Annotated in this window: 14 protein-coding genes; 9 read left to right on the forward strand and 5 right to left on the reverse strand. The window is 62.9% G+C overall.

Annotated features, from left to right (window positions below):
- Positions 1 to 32 precede the first annotated feature (32 nt).
- On the forward strand, positions 33 to 746 hold the full coding sequence (locus tag LPA44_RS11250; protein WP_230889680.1) for a hypothetical protein: 714 nt from the start codon (positions 33 to 35) through the stop codon (positions 744 to 746).
- A gap of 17 nt (positions 747 to 763) precedes the next feature.
- Here LPA44_RS11250 and LPA44_RS11255 read toward each other — a convergent pair whose 3' ends face one another.
- Positions 764 to 1,531: a DUF72 domain-containing protein gene (locus tag LPA44_RS11255; protein ID WP_230889681.1), complete on the reverse strand. Its 768-nt coding sequence runs from the start codon at positions 1,529 to 1,531 to the stop codon at positions 764 to 766.
- A gap of 797 nt (positions 1,532 to 2,328) precedes the next feature.
- Here LPA44_RS11255 and LPA44_RS11260 point away from each other — a divergent pair.
- Positions 2,329 to 2,964 carry an SDR family oxidoreductase gene (locus LPA44_RS11260; RefSeq protein ID WP_230889682.1) on the forward strand — a complete coding sequence of 212 codons (636 nt, stop codon included), beginning with the start codon at positions 2,329 to 2,331 and terminating at the stop codon, positions 2,962 to 2,964.
- Positions 2,965 to 2,980: 16 nt separating this feature from the next.
- Here the strand turns inward: LPA44_RS11260 and aglJ are convergent, their stop codons facing one another.
- Positions 2,981 to 3,898 carry an S-layer glycoprotein N-glycosyltransferase AglJ gene (gene aglJ, locus LPA44_RS11265; protein ID WP_230889683.1) on the reverse strand — a complete coding sequence of 306 codons (918 nt, stop codon included), beginning with the start codon at positions 3,896 to 3,898 and terminating at the stop codon, positions 2,981 to 2,983.
- Positions 3,899 to 3,937: 39 nt separating this feature from the next.
- Complete coding sequence (locus tag LPA44_RS18095; protein ID WP_269069988.1) at positions 3,938 to 4,063, reverse strand: hypothetical protein; 126 nt, start codon at positions 4,061 to 4,063, stop codon at positions 3,938 to 3,940.
- Between the two features lie 87 nt (positions 4,064 to 4,150).
- Between LPA44_RS18095 and LPA44_RS11270 the strand changes: the two genes are divergently transcribed.
- From LPA44_RS11270 to glmS, 7 genes are read left to right on the forward strand one after another with little or no spacing between them, the layout of a single operon-like run.
- Entirely contained in the window at positions 4,151 to 4,993 is an 843-nt protein-coding gene (locus LPA44_RS11270) for a TrmB family transcriptional regulator (protein ID WP_230889684.1), read from the forward strand.
- 47 nt (positions 4,994 to 5,040) lie between these two features.
- A complete protein-coding gene (locus tag LPA44_RS11275; RefSeq protein WP_230889685.1) occupies positions 5,041 to 6,183 on the forward strand; it encodes an NAD-dependent epimerase/dehydratase family protein in 1,143 nt (380 codons plus the stop codon).
- On the forward strand, positions 6,179 to 7,078 hold the full coding sequence (locus LPA44_RS11280) for an NAD-dependent epimerase/dehydratase family protein (protein ID WP_230889712.1): 900 nt from the start codon (positions 6,179 to 6,181) through the stop codon (positions 7,076 to 7,078). The genes LPA44_RS11275 and LPA44_RS11280 overlap by 5 nt, the downstream gene beginning before the upstream one ends.
- Complete coding sequence (locus LPA44_RS11285; RefSeq protein ID WP_230889686.1) at positions 7,071 to 8,027, forward strand: NAD-dependent epimerase/dehydratase family protein; 957 nt, start codon at positions 7,071 to 7,073, stop codon at positions 8,025 to 8,027. Before LPA44_RS11280 ends, LPA44_RS11285 begins: the two co-directional genes overlap by 8 nt.
- 30 nt (positions 8,028 to 8,057) lie before the next feature.
- Positions 8,058 to 9,254: a bifunctional sugar-1-phosphate nucleotidylyltransferase/acetyltransferase gene (gene glmU, locus LPA44_RS11290; RefSeq protein ID WP_230889687.1), complete on the forward strand. Its 1,197-nt coding sequence runs from the start codon at positions 8,058 to 8,060 to the stop codon at positions 9,252 to 9,254.
- A 24-nt stretch (positions 9,255 to 9,278) separates the two neighbouring features.
- Positions 9,279 to 10,442 carry a sugar phosphate nucleotidyltransferase gene (locus tag LPA44_RS11295; RefSeq protein WP_230889688.1) on the forward strand — a complete coding sequence of 388 codons (1,164 nt, stop codon included), beginning with the start codon at positions 9,279 to 9,281 and terminating at the stop codon, positions 10,440 to 10,442.
- Position 10,443: 1 nt separating this feature from the next.
- Entirely contained in the window at positions 10,444 to 12,264 is a 1,821-nt protein-coding gene (glmS, locus tag LPA44_RS11300; protein ID WP_230889689.1) for a glutamine--fructose-6-phosphate transaminase (isomerizing), read from the forward strand.
- Positions 12,265 to 12,295: 31 nt separating this feature from the next.
- Here the strand turns inward: glmS and LPA44_RS11305 are convergent, their stop codons facing one another.
- Together LPA44_RS11305 and aglF are read right to left on the reverse strand one after the other, a co-directional pair.
- A complete protein-coding gene (locus LPA44_RS11305; protein WP_230889690.1) occupies positions 12,296 to 13,279 on the reverse strand; it encodes an NAD-dependent epimerase/dehydratase family protein in 984 nt (327 codons plus the stop codon).
- A 14-nt stretch (positions 13,280 to 13,293) separates the two neighbouring features.
- Entirely contained in the window at positions 13,294 to 14,052 is a 759-nt protein-coding gene (gene aglF, locus LPA44_RS11310; protein ID WP_230889691.1) for a UTP--glucose-1-phosphate uridylyltransferase AglF, read from the reverse strand.
- Between the last annotated feature and the right edge of the window lie 20 nt (positions 14,053 to 14,072).

Genomic DNA, 14,072 nt, shown 5'->3' on the forward strand with positions numbered 1-14,072 from the left:
GTTTTTTGGTGCTGGTCGCCGTACGTACTCGTATGCCGATGAAAGCCACCGGGCGCGCGACCGACTTCGCGGAAATCGACCGCTTCGACGACGGCGTCGGATGGATTGCACACCCCGACGAGGCGATGCAACGGGCGAGTCACGCGTTGCGTGTGCCCGCTGACGATCCGGGCACCGACGAAGCGAGCGGCGGGGCCGCGAGCGCCGCGGATGGCGACGTCTGGGTGGTCGACCCCGTGGATGCCGACGGCGTCGATGACCTGTTCGCGGAATTCGGCGAGGTCCAGGGCGTCGTCGTGTTGATGGACCGCCACGGGCGGGACGCCGCGGCGGTCGCGGAACGGCACGACGTGCCGATTCACGTGCCGTCGTTCGTCGACCCCGGTATCGACGCGCGCACGCAGCCCGTAACCGGCGAGCTGCCGGGCACTGACTTCGAGGTCGTGCGGACCGTCGACTGGCCGGGCTGGGACGAAGCCGCACTCTACGACGGCGAGACGCTCGTCGTCGGAGACGCACTCGGGACGGCGCAGTACTTCACGACCGGCGACGAGCGCGTCGGCGTCCACCCCATGCTGCGCGTGAAGCCGCCGAACGCGCTCGAACAGTTCGAACCTGAACGTATCCTCGTCGGGCACGGCGAGGGCGTAATGGACGATGCATCGAGCGCGCTGGAGTACGCGCTCGACGGCGCTCGGCGGCGTGCGCCGAAGGCGTGGCTTGAGGCCGTGCGGTCGATGGTGTAGTCTGGGGAGAACAGCGTTCAGTCCGCGAGCCGCTCGCGGAGTCGGTCGGCGTCCTCGAACATGTGGGTGTTGTTGAACAGGACGTAGACGTCGCTGGCGTCTAATCCCTGGAGTCGGTCGGCGAGTTCGTCGAGTTCGTCGTCCTCGTAGCGGTAGTCGTAGTCGTGGACGTCGCCAGTCTCGCCGTGCATGCGGCAGTACGCAACGGCCACGTCGTCGACGGGGTCGCGGTGGAGTGGATTGACGACGTGGACGAGATCGAGGTCGCGGCAGACGTCGGCGACCCGGTCTGGGGCATCGTTCCACTCGCCGCGGGGCTCCCACGCGATCGTGTAGTCGCGGCGGTCCACGTCCGCGAAGAACTCTCGGAGGTTCGACTCGTACTCCTCGGTCGGCCCGAAGCTCGGCGACGTCTGGAGGACCACGACGTCGGCGTCGAGGGCGTCCGCGCGGTCGAGCGTCGCGTTCCACGCGTCGCGGACTGCTTCGGAGTCCTTGAAGTAGCCGACGTCGCCCTTGGGGAGTGCGTCCCGGTGGTTGTTCCACGTCGGGCTCGACGACGGATGCGTGACTGCCTGCCACGCCTTCAGCGCGAAGGTGAACTCCTCGCCCGCCTCTCGGCGCCACCGCTCGGCCGTCGAGACCTGCGGGAGCTCGTAGAACGTCGACTGCAGCTCCACGCTCTCGTACTCGTCGGCGAACGCCGCGAGCTTGCTCTCGTACTCGTCCTTCCATCCCTCGGACGCGTCGTAGCGGCTGTACCCGCAGGTCCCGACCGATACCATGCACCGAGAATCGGGTGGGCCGCCGAAAAAGCTACTCGCCGGAATCGAGCAGTGTAGCTACAGAGGGGCTCAGTCCGTAACAACCCCAATTCGAAGCGTCTGTAGCCCGGTCGCAGATATCCGATGGAGAAGTAGCCGTAGAAGCACGACCGTCGCACGTCGTTCAGGCGCGTGAGGAGGGCAGCCAGCAACTGTCGTCACCCGTCACACCGAGAGAGACTTAATCCTCGTACTACAGACCCGTGCCGTCACGCGGTTTCTGACAGTCGTGATTCCAGGATAGTCGTCGCCCGCGCGTCGGTGTGTAATTTCGGTAGCTGGCCGCTATCGGGTGATTCGTAGCGCCTTTCGTGTTCGTGGTCGATTCGACGGCCGGAATTAGTCGTGAACATTTCCAATACGTTCGTCGTCAGTGCTCCCGTTCGAAGAACTACACACCCGTTCTATCTGGCGGATTGGGGAGTGAGCGACCCGTTCTATGCTGGCTGATACGTTCTCAGACGGGCGGTTCTCATCGCCCGTTGCAGTGGCTGCCAACCAGGATTGGTGCGCTCGTGCTGACTGCTCGTCCTCGTTGGTGGCCGCGAGTATCGCGTCGGTCGCTACGAACAGCGACAAACCCGCTTCTTGCGGACGATTCGTCCGCTGTAGTTCCGCAGTCCTGTGAGGAACGCGAAGCGACGACCTGCAACTCCCGCACGTTCTCGACGACCGAGAGCGACGGCTCGTCGCGGAGTCGGTCGATGGTGTGAGGCCGCGGTCGCCACCTATTCGATGCGTGACGACCAAACGTGGCTATGGACGTACTCGTTGCCGGTGCGCACGGCCAGGTCGGACAGCACGTCACAGAGCTACTCGCGGACGGTGAGCACCGCGTCTACGGGATGGTCCGGGACGAAGCCCAGACCGACGACGTCGCGGCGCTCGGTGCCGAGCCAGTGGTTGCGGACCTGACGGAGTCAGTCGCGCACGCCGTCGAAGGCTGCGACGCCGTCGTGTTCGCCGCCGGATCGGGCGGCGAGGCGGTCGAAGCGGTCGACCGGGACGGCGCGATTCGGCTCGTCGACGCCGCCGAGGACGCGGGCGTCGAGCGCTTCGTCATGTTGAGTTCGATGTTCGCCGACCAGCCCGCAGCCGCGCCGGAGCCGCTCCGCGACTACCTGCGCGCGAAGGGTGAGGCCGACCGGTACCTCCGCGAGAGCGACCTTACGTACACCGTGGTTCGCCCCGGCGAGCTCACGAACGAACCGGCGACGGGCCGGATTCGCACGGCTGCCGACCTCTCGCAGAAGGACGGTGACGTGCCGCGCGCCGATGTCGCGCACACCCTCGCAGCGACGCTCACCACCGAGGCGACGTACGGGGAGACGTTCGAGGTGCTCTCCGGGGACGAACCAGTCGAGGCGGCGCTGGCCGACCCGTTACGCGAGTGACGGCGCAGGCGCCCGCTCAGTCCTCGCGCAGCCGGTCGATGCGCTGGCGCTGCTCGCGGTGGAGTGAGACCATAATATCGGAGACCACGCCGAACATCACCAACTGGACGCCCAGCAGGAGGAGGACGCCGGCGACCATCGTCAGTGCTTCGTGAGAGATGTTTTTCACGAACCAGTCGTAGCCGACGTAGCCAGCGAGCGCGACGCCTGCGGTCCCGAAGACGGCGCCGACGCTTCCGAAGTAGAAGAGGGGGTTGGACGTCTTCGCGAGGCTGTACAGCGTGAAGATGATGCGTGCGCCGTCCGAAATCGGGTGGAGGTTCGTCTCCGAGCCCTCCGGTCGCGCACGATAGGTGGTTGGGACGACTTCGACGGGGATGTTGTGGCGTGCGCACTCGACGGCCATCTCCGTCTCGATGCCGAAGCCCTCCGCGGAGAGGAACATCTGCTTGAACGACTCGCGGGTGAACGCGCGGTAGCCCGAGAGGATGTCGCCGTAGTCCTCGCCGTGGATACGGTGGAATGCCCGGTTGATGAGGCGGTTCCCAATTTGGTTGAGTTTCGTCATCGCGCCCGGCTGCATGTCTGCCGTGCGGTCGCCGACGACGTGCTCGGCATCACCAGCGACGAGTGGGTCGAGGAGTCGCGGAGCTTGCTCTGGTGGATTGGTGGCGTCGCCGTCGAGCAAGAGAACGTACGTCTCGTCGATGTGTTCGACGCCCTCGCGGACCGCTTGGCCTTTTCCGGAGCCCGATTGTTCGATGACTTCCGCGTCGTGCTCGCGCGCGATCTCTTGGGTGTCGTCCTCGGAGTGGCCGTCGACGACGAGAACGTGGCCGATGCCGACGTCGTAGAGCCCGTCCACGACGTCGCCGATGGTCTTCGCCTCGTTCCGCGTCGGAACGAGCGCACACACGTCCTCGTAGTCGGTCATTAACTGTCCGTCTGCCTCCCGCCGCTAAAAAACTTGTATTTACTCTTCGTTCCGGCGCTGACTGAGCGTCTCCCAAATCTCTGTGCAGCCCGCACCGTCGGCGACGTCGTCGAGGTGGTCTTCGTCGGACGGCCGTGTCCGCTCCCCATCAGTTCGGTTACTCATCTTCTGAGTAACTCATTTTGGAGGAGGTGGCATAAGCCTTCCGGAGGGACCGCCACGCTATTGGTCGCCAACGGGTAACGCCACGCCATGAGCACGTCCGACGCCGAGGAACTACTCGAACCGCTCGACCTCACCGAGTACGAGCGTACCGCGCTCGAAGAATTGTTGATACTCGGACGAACGACGGCACCGGACCTCGCAGAAGCAACCGGGATACCGAAAAACCGCATGTACGGTGTCCTCGATCGGTTAGCCGAGCAGGGGTTCGTGAAAGTGATTCCGGGTCGGCCGAAGAAGTACCAACCGAAGCCACCCGAGGAGATTCTCGACCGTGCGGTCGAGAACCAGCGACAGGAGTTCGAGGAGTACCGCCACGACATCGAGGAGGTTCGGGAGGATTTCCTCGACCAGTTCGGGCCGCTGTTCGAGCAAGCCAGCGAGGAAATCACGCCGACCGAGGAGTTGTTCCACGTCGTCGACGTCGGCGAGCCGAGCGAGCGTGAAACACGGTCGTTGTACCACGAAGCGAACGAAGCGGTGTACGTCATCACGAAGAGTCTCGAGTACCTCGACAGCATCGAACCGGCACTCGCAGACGCGCTCGACCGTGGGGTTACGGTTCGAATGCTCTTTCTGAATCCCGATCACCTCGACGACGAGAACCGGAGAATCCAAACCGGGATTGTCGACACCCTTCGAGACGAGTACCCGAGTGTCGAGTTGCGGTTCAGCGAGAGTCCGCTCCCGTGGCGCGGCACGTTCGTCGACCCGAGTATGGACTACGAAACTGGGAAGGCCATTCTGTTGGTCGAGGAAAACGACGTTCCATTGAGCATGCGACAGGCTGCGGTCACGGAGAACGGTTCGTTCGTTGCTGGTTTGAGTCGGTATTTCGACCTCGTCTGGAAGCACGAGGTTCTTGACCGGTGAGCTGAACAGAAGGTTTATGGATGTGGTTACTCACTTTCTGAGTAACCATGACCGTGCTACTGACCGGTGCAGACGGCTACCTCGGTTGGCCGACCACGCTTCGCCTCGCGAACCGCCTCGACGAGCGCATCGTCGCTGTCGACAACTTTGCCCGACGAGAATGGGTTTCGGAATCCGGTAGCGTCTCCGCAATTCCCATCGACGACGCTGACGACCGCTTCGGCGAGCTCGAGGGTGTGAGTTTCGTCGAAGGAGACCTCTCAAATCGTGACTTCGTCAACCAGCTCCTCGAAGTCCACGAACCCGACACCGTGCTCCACGCGGCGGCGCAGCCGAGTGCGCCGTACTCCAGTATCAACGGCGAGCGCGCGCTCTACACACAGCAGAACAACATCTCGATGACGCTCAACCTCCTCCACGGCCTCCACGAGGCCGGCCTAGAGGATACGCACTTCATCGAGACGACGACGACGGGCATCTACGGCGCCCCCGAGTTCCCCATTCCGGAAGGAGGCGCCAAGATGGAGAATCAGGGAGAACGCGACGAAGTCCCCTTCCCTGCGATGGGCGGCAGTTGGTACCACCAGACGAAATCATTCGACGCCGCGAATATGCGGCTCGCCGAGACGGAGTTCGACCTCGACATCAGCGACGTTCGAACCGCAATCGTCTACGGCACCGAGACGGAGGAAACACGAAACACCGGCCGCCCGACCCGGTTCGACTTCGACTACTACTTCGGGACAGTCGTCAACCGGTTCTGCGCGCAAGCCGTCGCCGGGTACCCCATTACGGTCTACGGGAAGGGCGAACAGCGGAAGCCGATGGTCAGTCTCCAGGACGCCGTCGAAAGCCTCGTGAACCTCGTCGAGCGCGGGCACTCCGGCGGCGGCATCGACGTGTACAACCAGACCACCCGCCCGGTCGCAATCGTCGAACTCGCAGAAACTATCGCCGAAGTCGGCGAGGAGTTCGACCTCGACGCGGAGGTCGAGCACTTCGAAAACCCCCGTGAAGAGGACGAGGAACACAAGATGGAGATGGAGAACGACCGCTTCGAGGAGCTCGTCGGCAGCCAACAGCAGACGCTCGAGGAAGGTGTCCGCGACATCCTCGGAACCCTCGTCGAACAGAGAGACCGCATCACCGCCCACGAGGACCGCTTCCTACCGGGGGTGCTGACGGATTAACGTCCTCGTTACTGGCGGCGCGGGGTATATCGGCAGCGCGTTGCTCCCCGAACTCGTCGCTCGTGGCCACGACGTGCGCATCCTCGACGACTTCTCGCTGTCGAGCCCGCGGAACCTCACTGCGGTCTCGACGGACGACTACGAGTTCGTCCGTGGCGACGTGAGGGACAGCGATGCAGTCGAACGTGCAGTCGAGGACGTAGACACCATAATACACCTCGCCGCAATCACGGGCGCGGCGACGTCCCACGAGATTCGCGAGGAGGTCAACGACGTGAATGTCGAAGGGACGAAAGCTGTCGTGGATGCTGCTGTGGACGCCGGTGTCGAACGCGTCGTGCTCGCGAGCTCGTGTAACGTCTACGGAAGCGCGTACGACCGTGACATCGTGGAGGACGACGCGGTAGCTCCGCCGAACCCGTACGCGGAGTCGAAAGTCGCGGCCGAGCAGTACTGTCGAAACGCCGACGTGGAGACGGTCTCGATGCGGCTCGCCACGAACTTCGGATGGAGCCCTGGCGTCCGGTTCAACCTCGTCGTGAATACGTTCACCTTCCGCGCGCTCGTCGGCGAACCGTTGACCGTGTACGGAGACGGCAGCAACTGGCGGCCGTTCATTCACGTACTTGACGCCGCACGAGCGTACGCAGACGCGCTCGACTGGGAGCCCGGCACGTACAACGTTGGCCTCGACAATTTCCGTATCGAAGAAATCGCCGAGCTCGTCGAATCGACCGTCGGCGAATCGGTCGACATCACCTACCAGCACGAGCAAGACCCCGGGCCCTCGTACCACGTGAACTTCGAGAAGGCACGCGAACAGGGCTTCGAACCGACGCACACGCTGACCGAGGGTGTCAAATCCCTCGCGTCTCACTTCACCAACCATGACTGAAACTCACACTGTCGGTATCACGGGTGCCGCGGGCTACATCGGGTCCCGCGTCACGAAGAACCTCCTCGAATCCGGCCACGAGGTCGTCCCCGTGGACAACTTCCACGCTGCGAAAGTCGAGGCCATCGACGGGACAGAAGTATTAGACGGGGACGTACGCGACCGAGACACCATCGCCGAGCAGTTCGGTGACGTCGACATCCTCTTCCATTTGGCCGCGCTGACCGGCGTCGAAGAGTGCGACGAACACGTCGACGAGGCGTTCGAAGTGAACGTCCGTGGGACCGAGAACGTCGCTCGGTTCTGTCGCAGCTCCGGGACACCACTCGTGTTCCCGTGTAGCATGGCTATTCTCGGGGAGCCAGTAGACCTCCCCATCTCATCGGACCACCCACGTGACCCCGTCAACACATACGGCCTGACCAAGCGCCTGAGCGAGGACGACATCCACGTGCTGGCGAAACACTCCTTCCCGGCACACGTGTACATGAAGTCGAACCTCTACGGCCACCACGAAGTCGGTGGGCAAACGGTCGGCAAGCGGACGGTCATCAACATCTTCGTCGAGAAAGCACTCAACGACGAGACGTTGACCGTGCACGAGCCCGGGACACAGGCTCGGGACTTCGTTCACGTGAAAGACGTCGCACGCGCCTACGAACAATCGATGGACTTCCTCCTCGGAGAGAACGATGACGGCGCTCGGACGCTCCCACTTGCGAGCGGTGAGGACATGAGTGTCCTCGACCTCGCGAATCTCGTACAGCGGGTCACGCGGAAAGAACGCGGCTACGAGCCGGAAATCGAACTCATCGAGAACCCGCGCGGTGAGGAAGCCGCTGGGTCGGACTTCAGCGTCGACACCGACGAAGCACGAGACGCAATCGGGTTCGAGGCCGAGCACAGCGTCGAGGAGACCGTTCGGGACCTGCTCTCGGAGGCGGAGTGAGATGTCCGCGACGTTCTGGAGGGGGTGCTGATGCAGTCGGTTGTTCTCGCTGCAGGTGAAGGGACGCGGATGCGGCCACTTACTGCGCGGCGTCCGAAACCCATGCTTCCCGTCGGGGACAAGCCACTCGTCGCACACACCGTCGACGCCGCGGTGGAGGCAGGCGCGTCGAGAATCGTGCTCGTCGTCGGCTACGAGGCGGACGCCGTCAGGAAGCACTTCGGTGACGAGTACGGCGGTGTTCCAGTCGAGTACGCTGTTCAGGAACGCCAGGAGGGGACGGCGGATGCCGTGCGTGCTGCCCGCGACCAGCTCGACGACGCGCCGTTCGTCGTGTTGAACGGCGACGACCTCTACGATGCGGAATCACTCAGTGACCTCTACGAGGCCGCGCCCGCAGTCGGAACGTACGAAGTCGAGGATCCACGCCCGTACGGTGTCTTCGATGTCGTTGACGGTGTCGTAACGGACATCGTCGAGAAGCCCGACGACCCGCCGTCGAACATGGTGAACGTGGGAGCGTACGCGTTCCCCGCCGCTGCCCAACGCTGGCTCGACGTTACGGAGAGCGAGCGCGGTGAATACGAACTGACTGACGTCTTGGCTCACGTCATCGACGAATACGAAGTGTCGGCCGTCGACGTCTCGTTCTGGATGGGCGTCGGTCGCCCCTGGGAACTCCTCGAAGCCAACGAGTGGGCTCTCGGCGATCTTACTCAGCGTATTGACGGTGACGTGCACGCGGACGCGGATCTCCGTGGCCCGGTCGTCGTCGAGGAGGGAGCGACTATCGATGCCGGCGTCGTCATCGAAGGACCGGTTCTCGTTCGCGAGGGAGCGACTGTCGGACCGAACGCGTACGTTCGTGGCCACACCGCCGTAGGACTGGATGCGAAGATCGGCGCATCCGTGGAAGTCAAGAACTCGGTTCTGATGGCGGATGCGTCGGTCCCTCACCTCTCTTACGTCGGGGACTCGGTGCTCGGTCGGGACGTCAATTTCGGCGCGGGGACGACGGTCGCAAACCTCCGCCACGACGACGAGAACGTCCGCGTTCGTGTGAAGGGTGAGGCTGTCGACACTGGGCGTCGGAAGTTCGGCGTCGTCGCCGGCGACGGCGCGAAGACGGGAATCGACACCAGTCTGAATGCTGGTGTCAAGCTCGGTGCAGAAGCGAAGACAGCGCCCGGAGAAGTTGTCACGCGGGACAGGGACACAGAGTATTAAGGACGTTACACGAAACACCGAACCATGAAGGCAGTCATACTAGCGGCGGGCGAGGGGACACGGCTTCGGCCGCTGACGCTCGCCCGCCCGAAACCGATGCTCCCGGTCGCCAACCAGCCGTTGCTCGAACACGTCGTCGACGCCGTCCGAGAGGCCGGCATCAACGAGGTCGTGTTCGTCGTCGGTTACGAGCGCGAGCGCATCCAGAGTTACTTCGGCGACGGGGACGACTGGGGAATCGACATCGAGTACGCTGTACAAGAGAAACAGCTCGGAACCGGACACGCACTCCTGCAGGCCGAGCCGTACGTCGACGGAGAGTTCGTCGCGCTGAACGGGGACCGAATTCTGGACCCGTCGGCAGTCTCGAAGGTTGTCGATGCGCACCGGGACCGCAGCCATTCGGTGATGGCCGTAACCCGCGTCGAAGAACCGACCAACTACGGCGTCGTCGAATTCGACGGGCGACAAGTCACCTCGATCGAGGAGAAACCGCCGACGCACGCGGTTTCGGCGGATACTATTAATGCCGGAGTATACGCGCTTGAGGAGTCTATCTTCGACGACCTCCGGTCTTCCGAAACAGACGGGGAACTCGCAATCACGACGACGCTGCGCGAGTACGCCGCCCGCGGCGACCTGACGGCGGTTCGGTTCGACGGACTCTGGCTCGACGTCTCCTACCTGTGGGACCTCGTGACGGTGAACGCACAGGTCATCGACCAGTTCGGCGCACCGCGTGGCGACTCGGCCTCCGCTCACGACGAGAGCACGGTCGCCGACGCAGTCGCGCTCGGCGGGGACGTTCGAGTGCGTCCGAGTGCGGTCGTCCTTCCAGGGACAGCGCTCGGTGACAACGTCGAAATTGGCGCGAACGCTACTGTCTCGAACGCCGTCGTTCTCCCGGATGCGACAATCAAGGATGGGGCAGTCGTCAAAGACTGTATCGTCGGGGCGAACGCCTCGGTCGGACCCAATACGACCATCGAGGGCGGAAACGCGGACGTCGTCGTCGACGGCGAGGTTCATGAGGACGTCCGCCTCGGTGGCGTTCTCGGCGACAACACCTCACTCGGCGGCGCGGTCGCTGTGGCGCCCGGAAGTGTTCTCGGAAACGAAGCGGACGTCGAATCCGGCGCTGTCGTCGACGGGTACGTTGAGGACGGCGCGGTCGTTCGGAGGGGATAACATGTGTGGAATCATCGGCTACGTCGGCGAATCAGACGCACTGCCAATTCTGACGGACGGCCTGAAGAACCTGGAGTACCGCGGGTACGACTCCGCGGGCATCGCTTTGCGTGATGGTGAGGGAGACAGCCTCGACGTGTACAAGCGCGCCGGCGAAATCGACGCCCTCCGAGAGCATCTCCCCGAGAGTTCGGGCTCAACGACGGGCGTCGGGCACACCCGGTGGTCGACGCACGGCGAGCCGACGGACGCGAACGCACACCCCCACGCCGACGAATCTGGCGAGGTGGCCGTCGTCCACAACGGCATCATCGAGAACTACGACGAACTGAAGTCGGAACTCGAGGAGCGCGGCCACCAGTTCCTGAGCGAGACGGACACCGAAGTCGTCCCACACCTCGTCGAAGAAGAACTCGACGACGGGTACGACCTCCCCGACGCGGTCGAGCGCGTCGCGGACCGCCTCGAAGGGAGTTTCGCACTCGGCGTCGTAAGCACGGACTTCGACGGTCTGGTCGCGATTCGGCAGGACAGCCCGCTGGTCGTCGGTATCGGCGACGAGGCAAACTTCATCGCTAGCGACGTCACGGCGTTCATCGAGCACACTCGGAATGTGTGTTACCCCGAGGACGGTGACGTCGTCACCGTCACGGCGGACGAGGTCAGTTTCCGCCACGACGGCGAGGTCGTCGAACGGCCCGTCGACGAGGTCGAGTGGGAGGCCGAAGCTGCCGAGAAGGGGGGCTACGACCACTACATGCTCAAGGAGATTCACGAGCAGCCGCAGGCGCTTCGCCAGACGATTTCGGGGCGGCTCGACGAGATGGCGGGCGACGTCGACCTCGACATCGACCTCCCCGAGGAGTACGTCGCCTCGGTCGAAGAGATTCAAATCGTCGCGTGCGGAACGTCGTACCACGCGGGCCTGTACGCGAAGCGCCTCTTGGAGGAGTTCGCGGACGTTCGCGTCAACGTCGAAGTCGCCAGCGAGTACGAGTTCACCGGTGGTCGAGATCCGTGGCGGACGCTCGTTTTCGCGGTCACGCAGAGCGGCGAAACCGCGGACACGCTCTCCGCGATGCGGGCGGCTTCTCGTGCCGGCGCGCGGACGCTTGCGGTGACGAACACGGTCGGGTCGACTGCTGCACGTGAAGCCGACCACGCGTTGTACATTCGGGCCGGCCCCGAAATCGGTGTCGCAGCGACGAAGACGTTCTCCTCGCAGGTTGCGACGCTGTCGATGCTTTCGGTGTACTTCGGCCGCCAGCGTGGTTCGCTGTCAGTCGACCGCGCGCAGACGCTCTTGGAGCACATTCGTGGGCTCCCGGGCGCCATCCAGCAGCTCCTCGACCAGGAAAACGCCATCCGCGAGATTGCCGGTGAGTACGCTGACGGTGACGCGTTCTTCTTCGTCGGGCGGTATCTCGGCACTCCTGTCGCGTTGGAGGGTGCACTGAAGCTGAAGGAGATTGCGTACGTGCACGCGGAGGGATTCGCTGCCGGAGAACTGAAACACGGGCCGCTGGCGTTGGTGACGCCGGAGACGCCCGTGCTAGCGGTGTTGACCGAGGGCGCGCGTCCAGACGAGACGCTGAACAACGTGAAGGAAGTCGAATCGCGCGGCGCGCCAGTCGTCGGGTTCTCGTCGTACGAGCGCGGCGAGAAGTACCTCGATACGGTCGTCGGCGTTCCGGAGCTCGGGTTGCTGGAGCCGTTAGTCGCGAACGCCGGGATGCAGTTGTTCGCGTATTATGTAGCCGATGGGATGGGGCGGGCGATTGACAAGCCGCGGAACTTGGCGAAGAGCGTTACCGTGGAGTGAGAGTTCTGCGGTTTACTGTCGAACGGCAGGTTCAGGAATTCCGGACGAGTGGTTCGTACCAATCGCGGTTCGATTTATACCAGTCGATAAAGGTGGACACTCCTTCCCTAATGTCTCTGCTCGGTTCGTAATCGATGAGTTCGCCGGCTTTCGAGACATCGGCATGCGTGTGGCGAGCGTCGGCGTCCTTCGCGTCCTCGTGGACGATGTCGACGTCCGCACCTGTCTCCTCGACGACGTACTCGGCGAGTTCCCGGATGGAGATACGGTCGTTCGAACCGATGTTCATCGTTTCACCGTCCGCGGCGTCGGTATCGAGCAGGGCGAGGTTCGCGTCGACGATATCTTCGATGAAGGTGAAGTCCCGAGTCTGTTTTCCGTCCCCGTAGATTACTGGTGGCTTCCCGTTTAGGCACCGCGACACGAAATTCGAGATGGCCATGTTCGGTCGCATTCGCGGCCCGTACACTGTGAAGTATCGGAGGTTGACGGTCGAAACATCTCGAATGTGGTCGTAGACGTTGCAGTAGTGTTCGGCCGAGAGTTTCGTCACCGCATAGGGGCTTTTCGGGTGGTTCGGATGGTCTTCGTCATAGGGCAAGTACTCAGGGACGCCGTAGACAGACGAGGACGAGGCATTCACGACGCGCTCTACGCCGTGGTCAGCAGCTGCTTCGAGTACCGTCAGGAGGCCGTCGACGTTGTTCTCGTTGTACGCCTTAGGCTGTTCGACGCTCGGTCGGACGCCAGCCTTCGACGCCTCGTGATATACTATGTCGACATCACGACCAGCGATAATTTCCTCGACAACTTCTTCGTTCGATGTCGAACCCTCGACGAATTCGAAGCGGTCCCCGCCGACACCGCGGCAGACCTCAAGATTGTGTTCTTTGATGCCGAGGTCATAGTACGGGTCGAGGTTGTCCAGGGTTATGACGCTATGCCCCTCTTCGAGGAGGCGTTCGGCGATATTCGAGCCGATGAAGCCCGCACCGCCCGTGACCAGGACTTGCATGGCCGTGGGTTCGTTTAGGCTTCTTTTGTCGTTTCTGATTCCGACTCCGACGACTCTAGATTTTCGTTTGAGAGCCGTTCCTCAGCACGCTCACGGTCCTCGGGGTATCCGACGTCGATACGCCAGCCGTCCAGTCGGATCGCGTCGATGGTGCGGCCGGATTGAATCAGCAAGTCGATGGCATCTGGAAGCTCGTACTCGCCGCGGTCGGAGGGTTGGACTAGGTGGCACGCGTGGAAGATGGCGGGACTGAACGTGTAGAACCCAGTCATCACTAGATTCGATGGCGGATCTTCAGGTTTTTCGACAACGCGAACGATTTCGCCGTATTCGTTCGTGTCACACACGCCGTACCGGGACGCCTCCTCCATCGGGACCTCCTCGACGAGGAATGCTGCGTCTGTCCGGGTCTCTTCCTGCCGGTTCACTACGTCGCCCAGGTTTCCTCGGAAGATGTTGTCCCCGAGCATGAGGACGAAGTCGTCGTCGACGTGTGGTTCGGCCTGGAGCAAAGCGTGTGCGAGTCCAAGCTGCTCGCGCTGATGGGCGTACGTGATGGGGCGTCCGCGGTACTCGTCGCCGTAGCGCTCGATGATTTTCTCCTTCATATAGCCGACTACGACTACGAACTCGTCGACACCGACATCGATGAGGTTATCGAAGACATCCTCGATGAGAGTTTTGTCGTTTACTTCGACGAGGACCTTCGGTTTGTCGTCGGTAAGGGGCTGGAGTCGGGTTCCTTTGCCCGCGGCGAGGACGACGCCTTTCATTTGTTGAAATCATAAATAGG

This window comes from Halobacterium sp. KA-4 (genome assembly GCF_021028995.1).
Classification (GTDB): domain Archaea; phylum Halobacteriota; class Halobacteria; order Halobacteriales; family Halobacteriaceae; genus Halobacterium.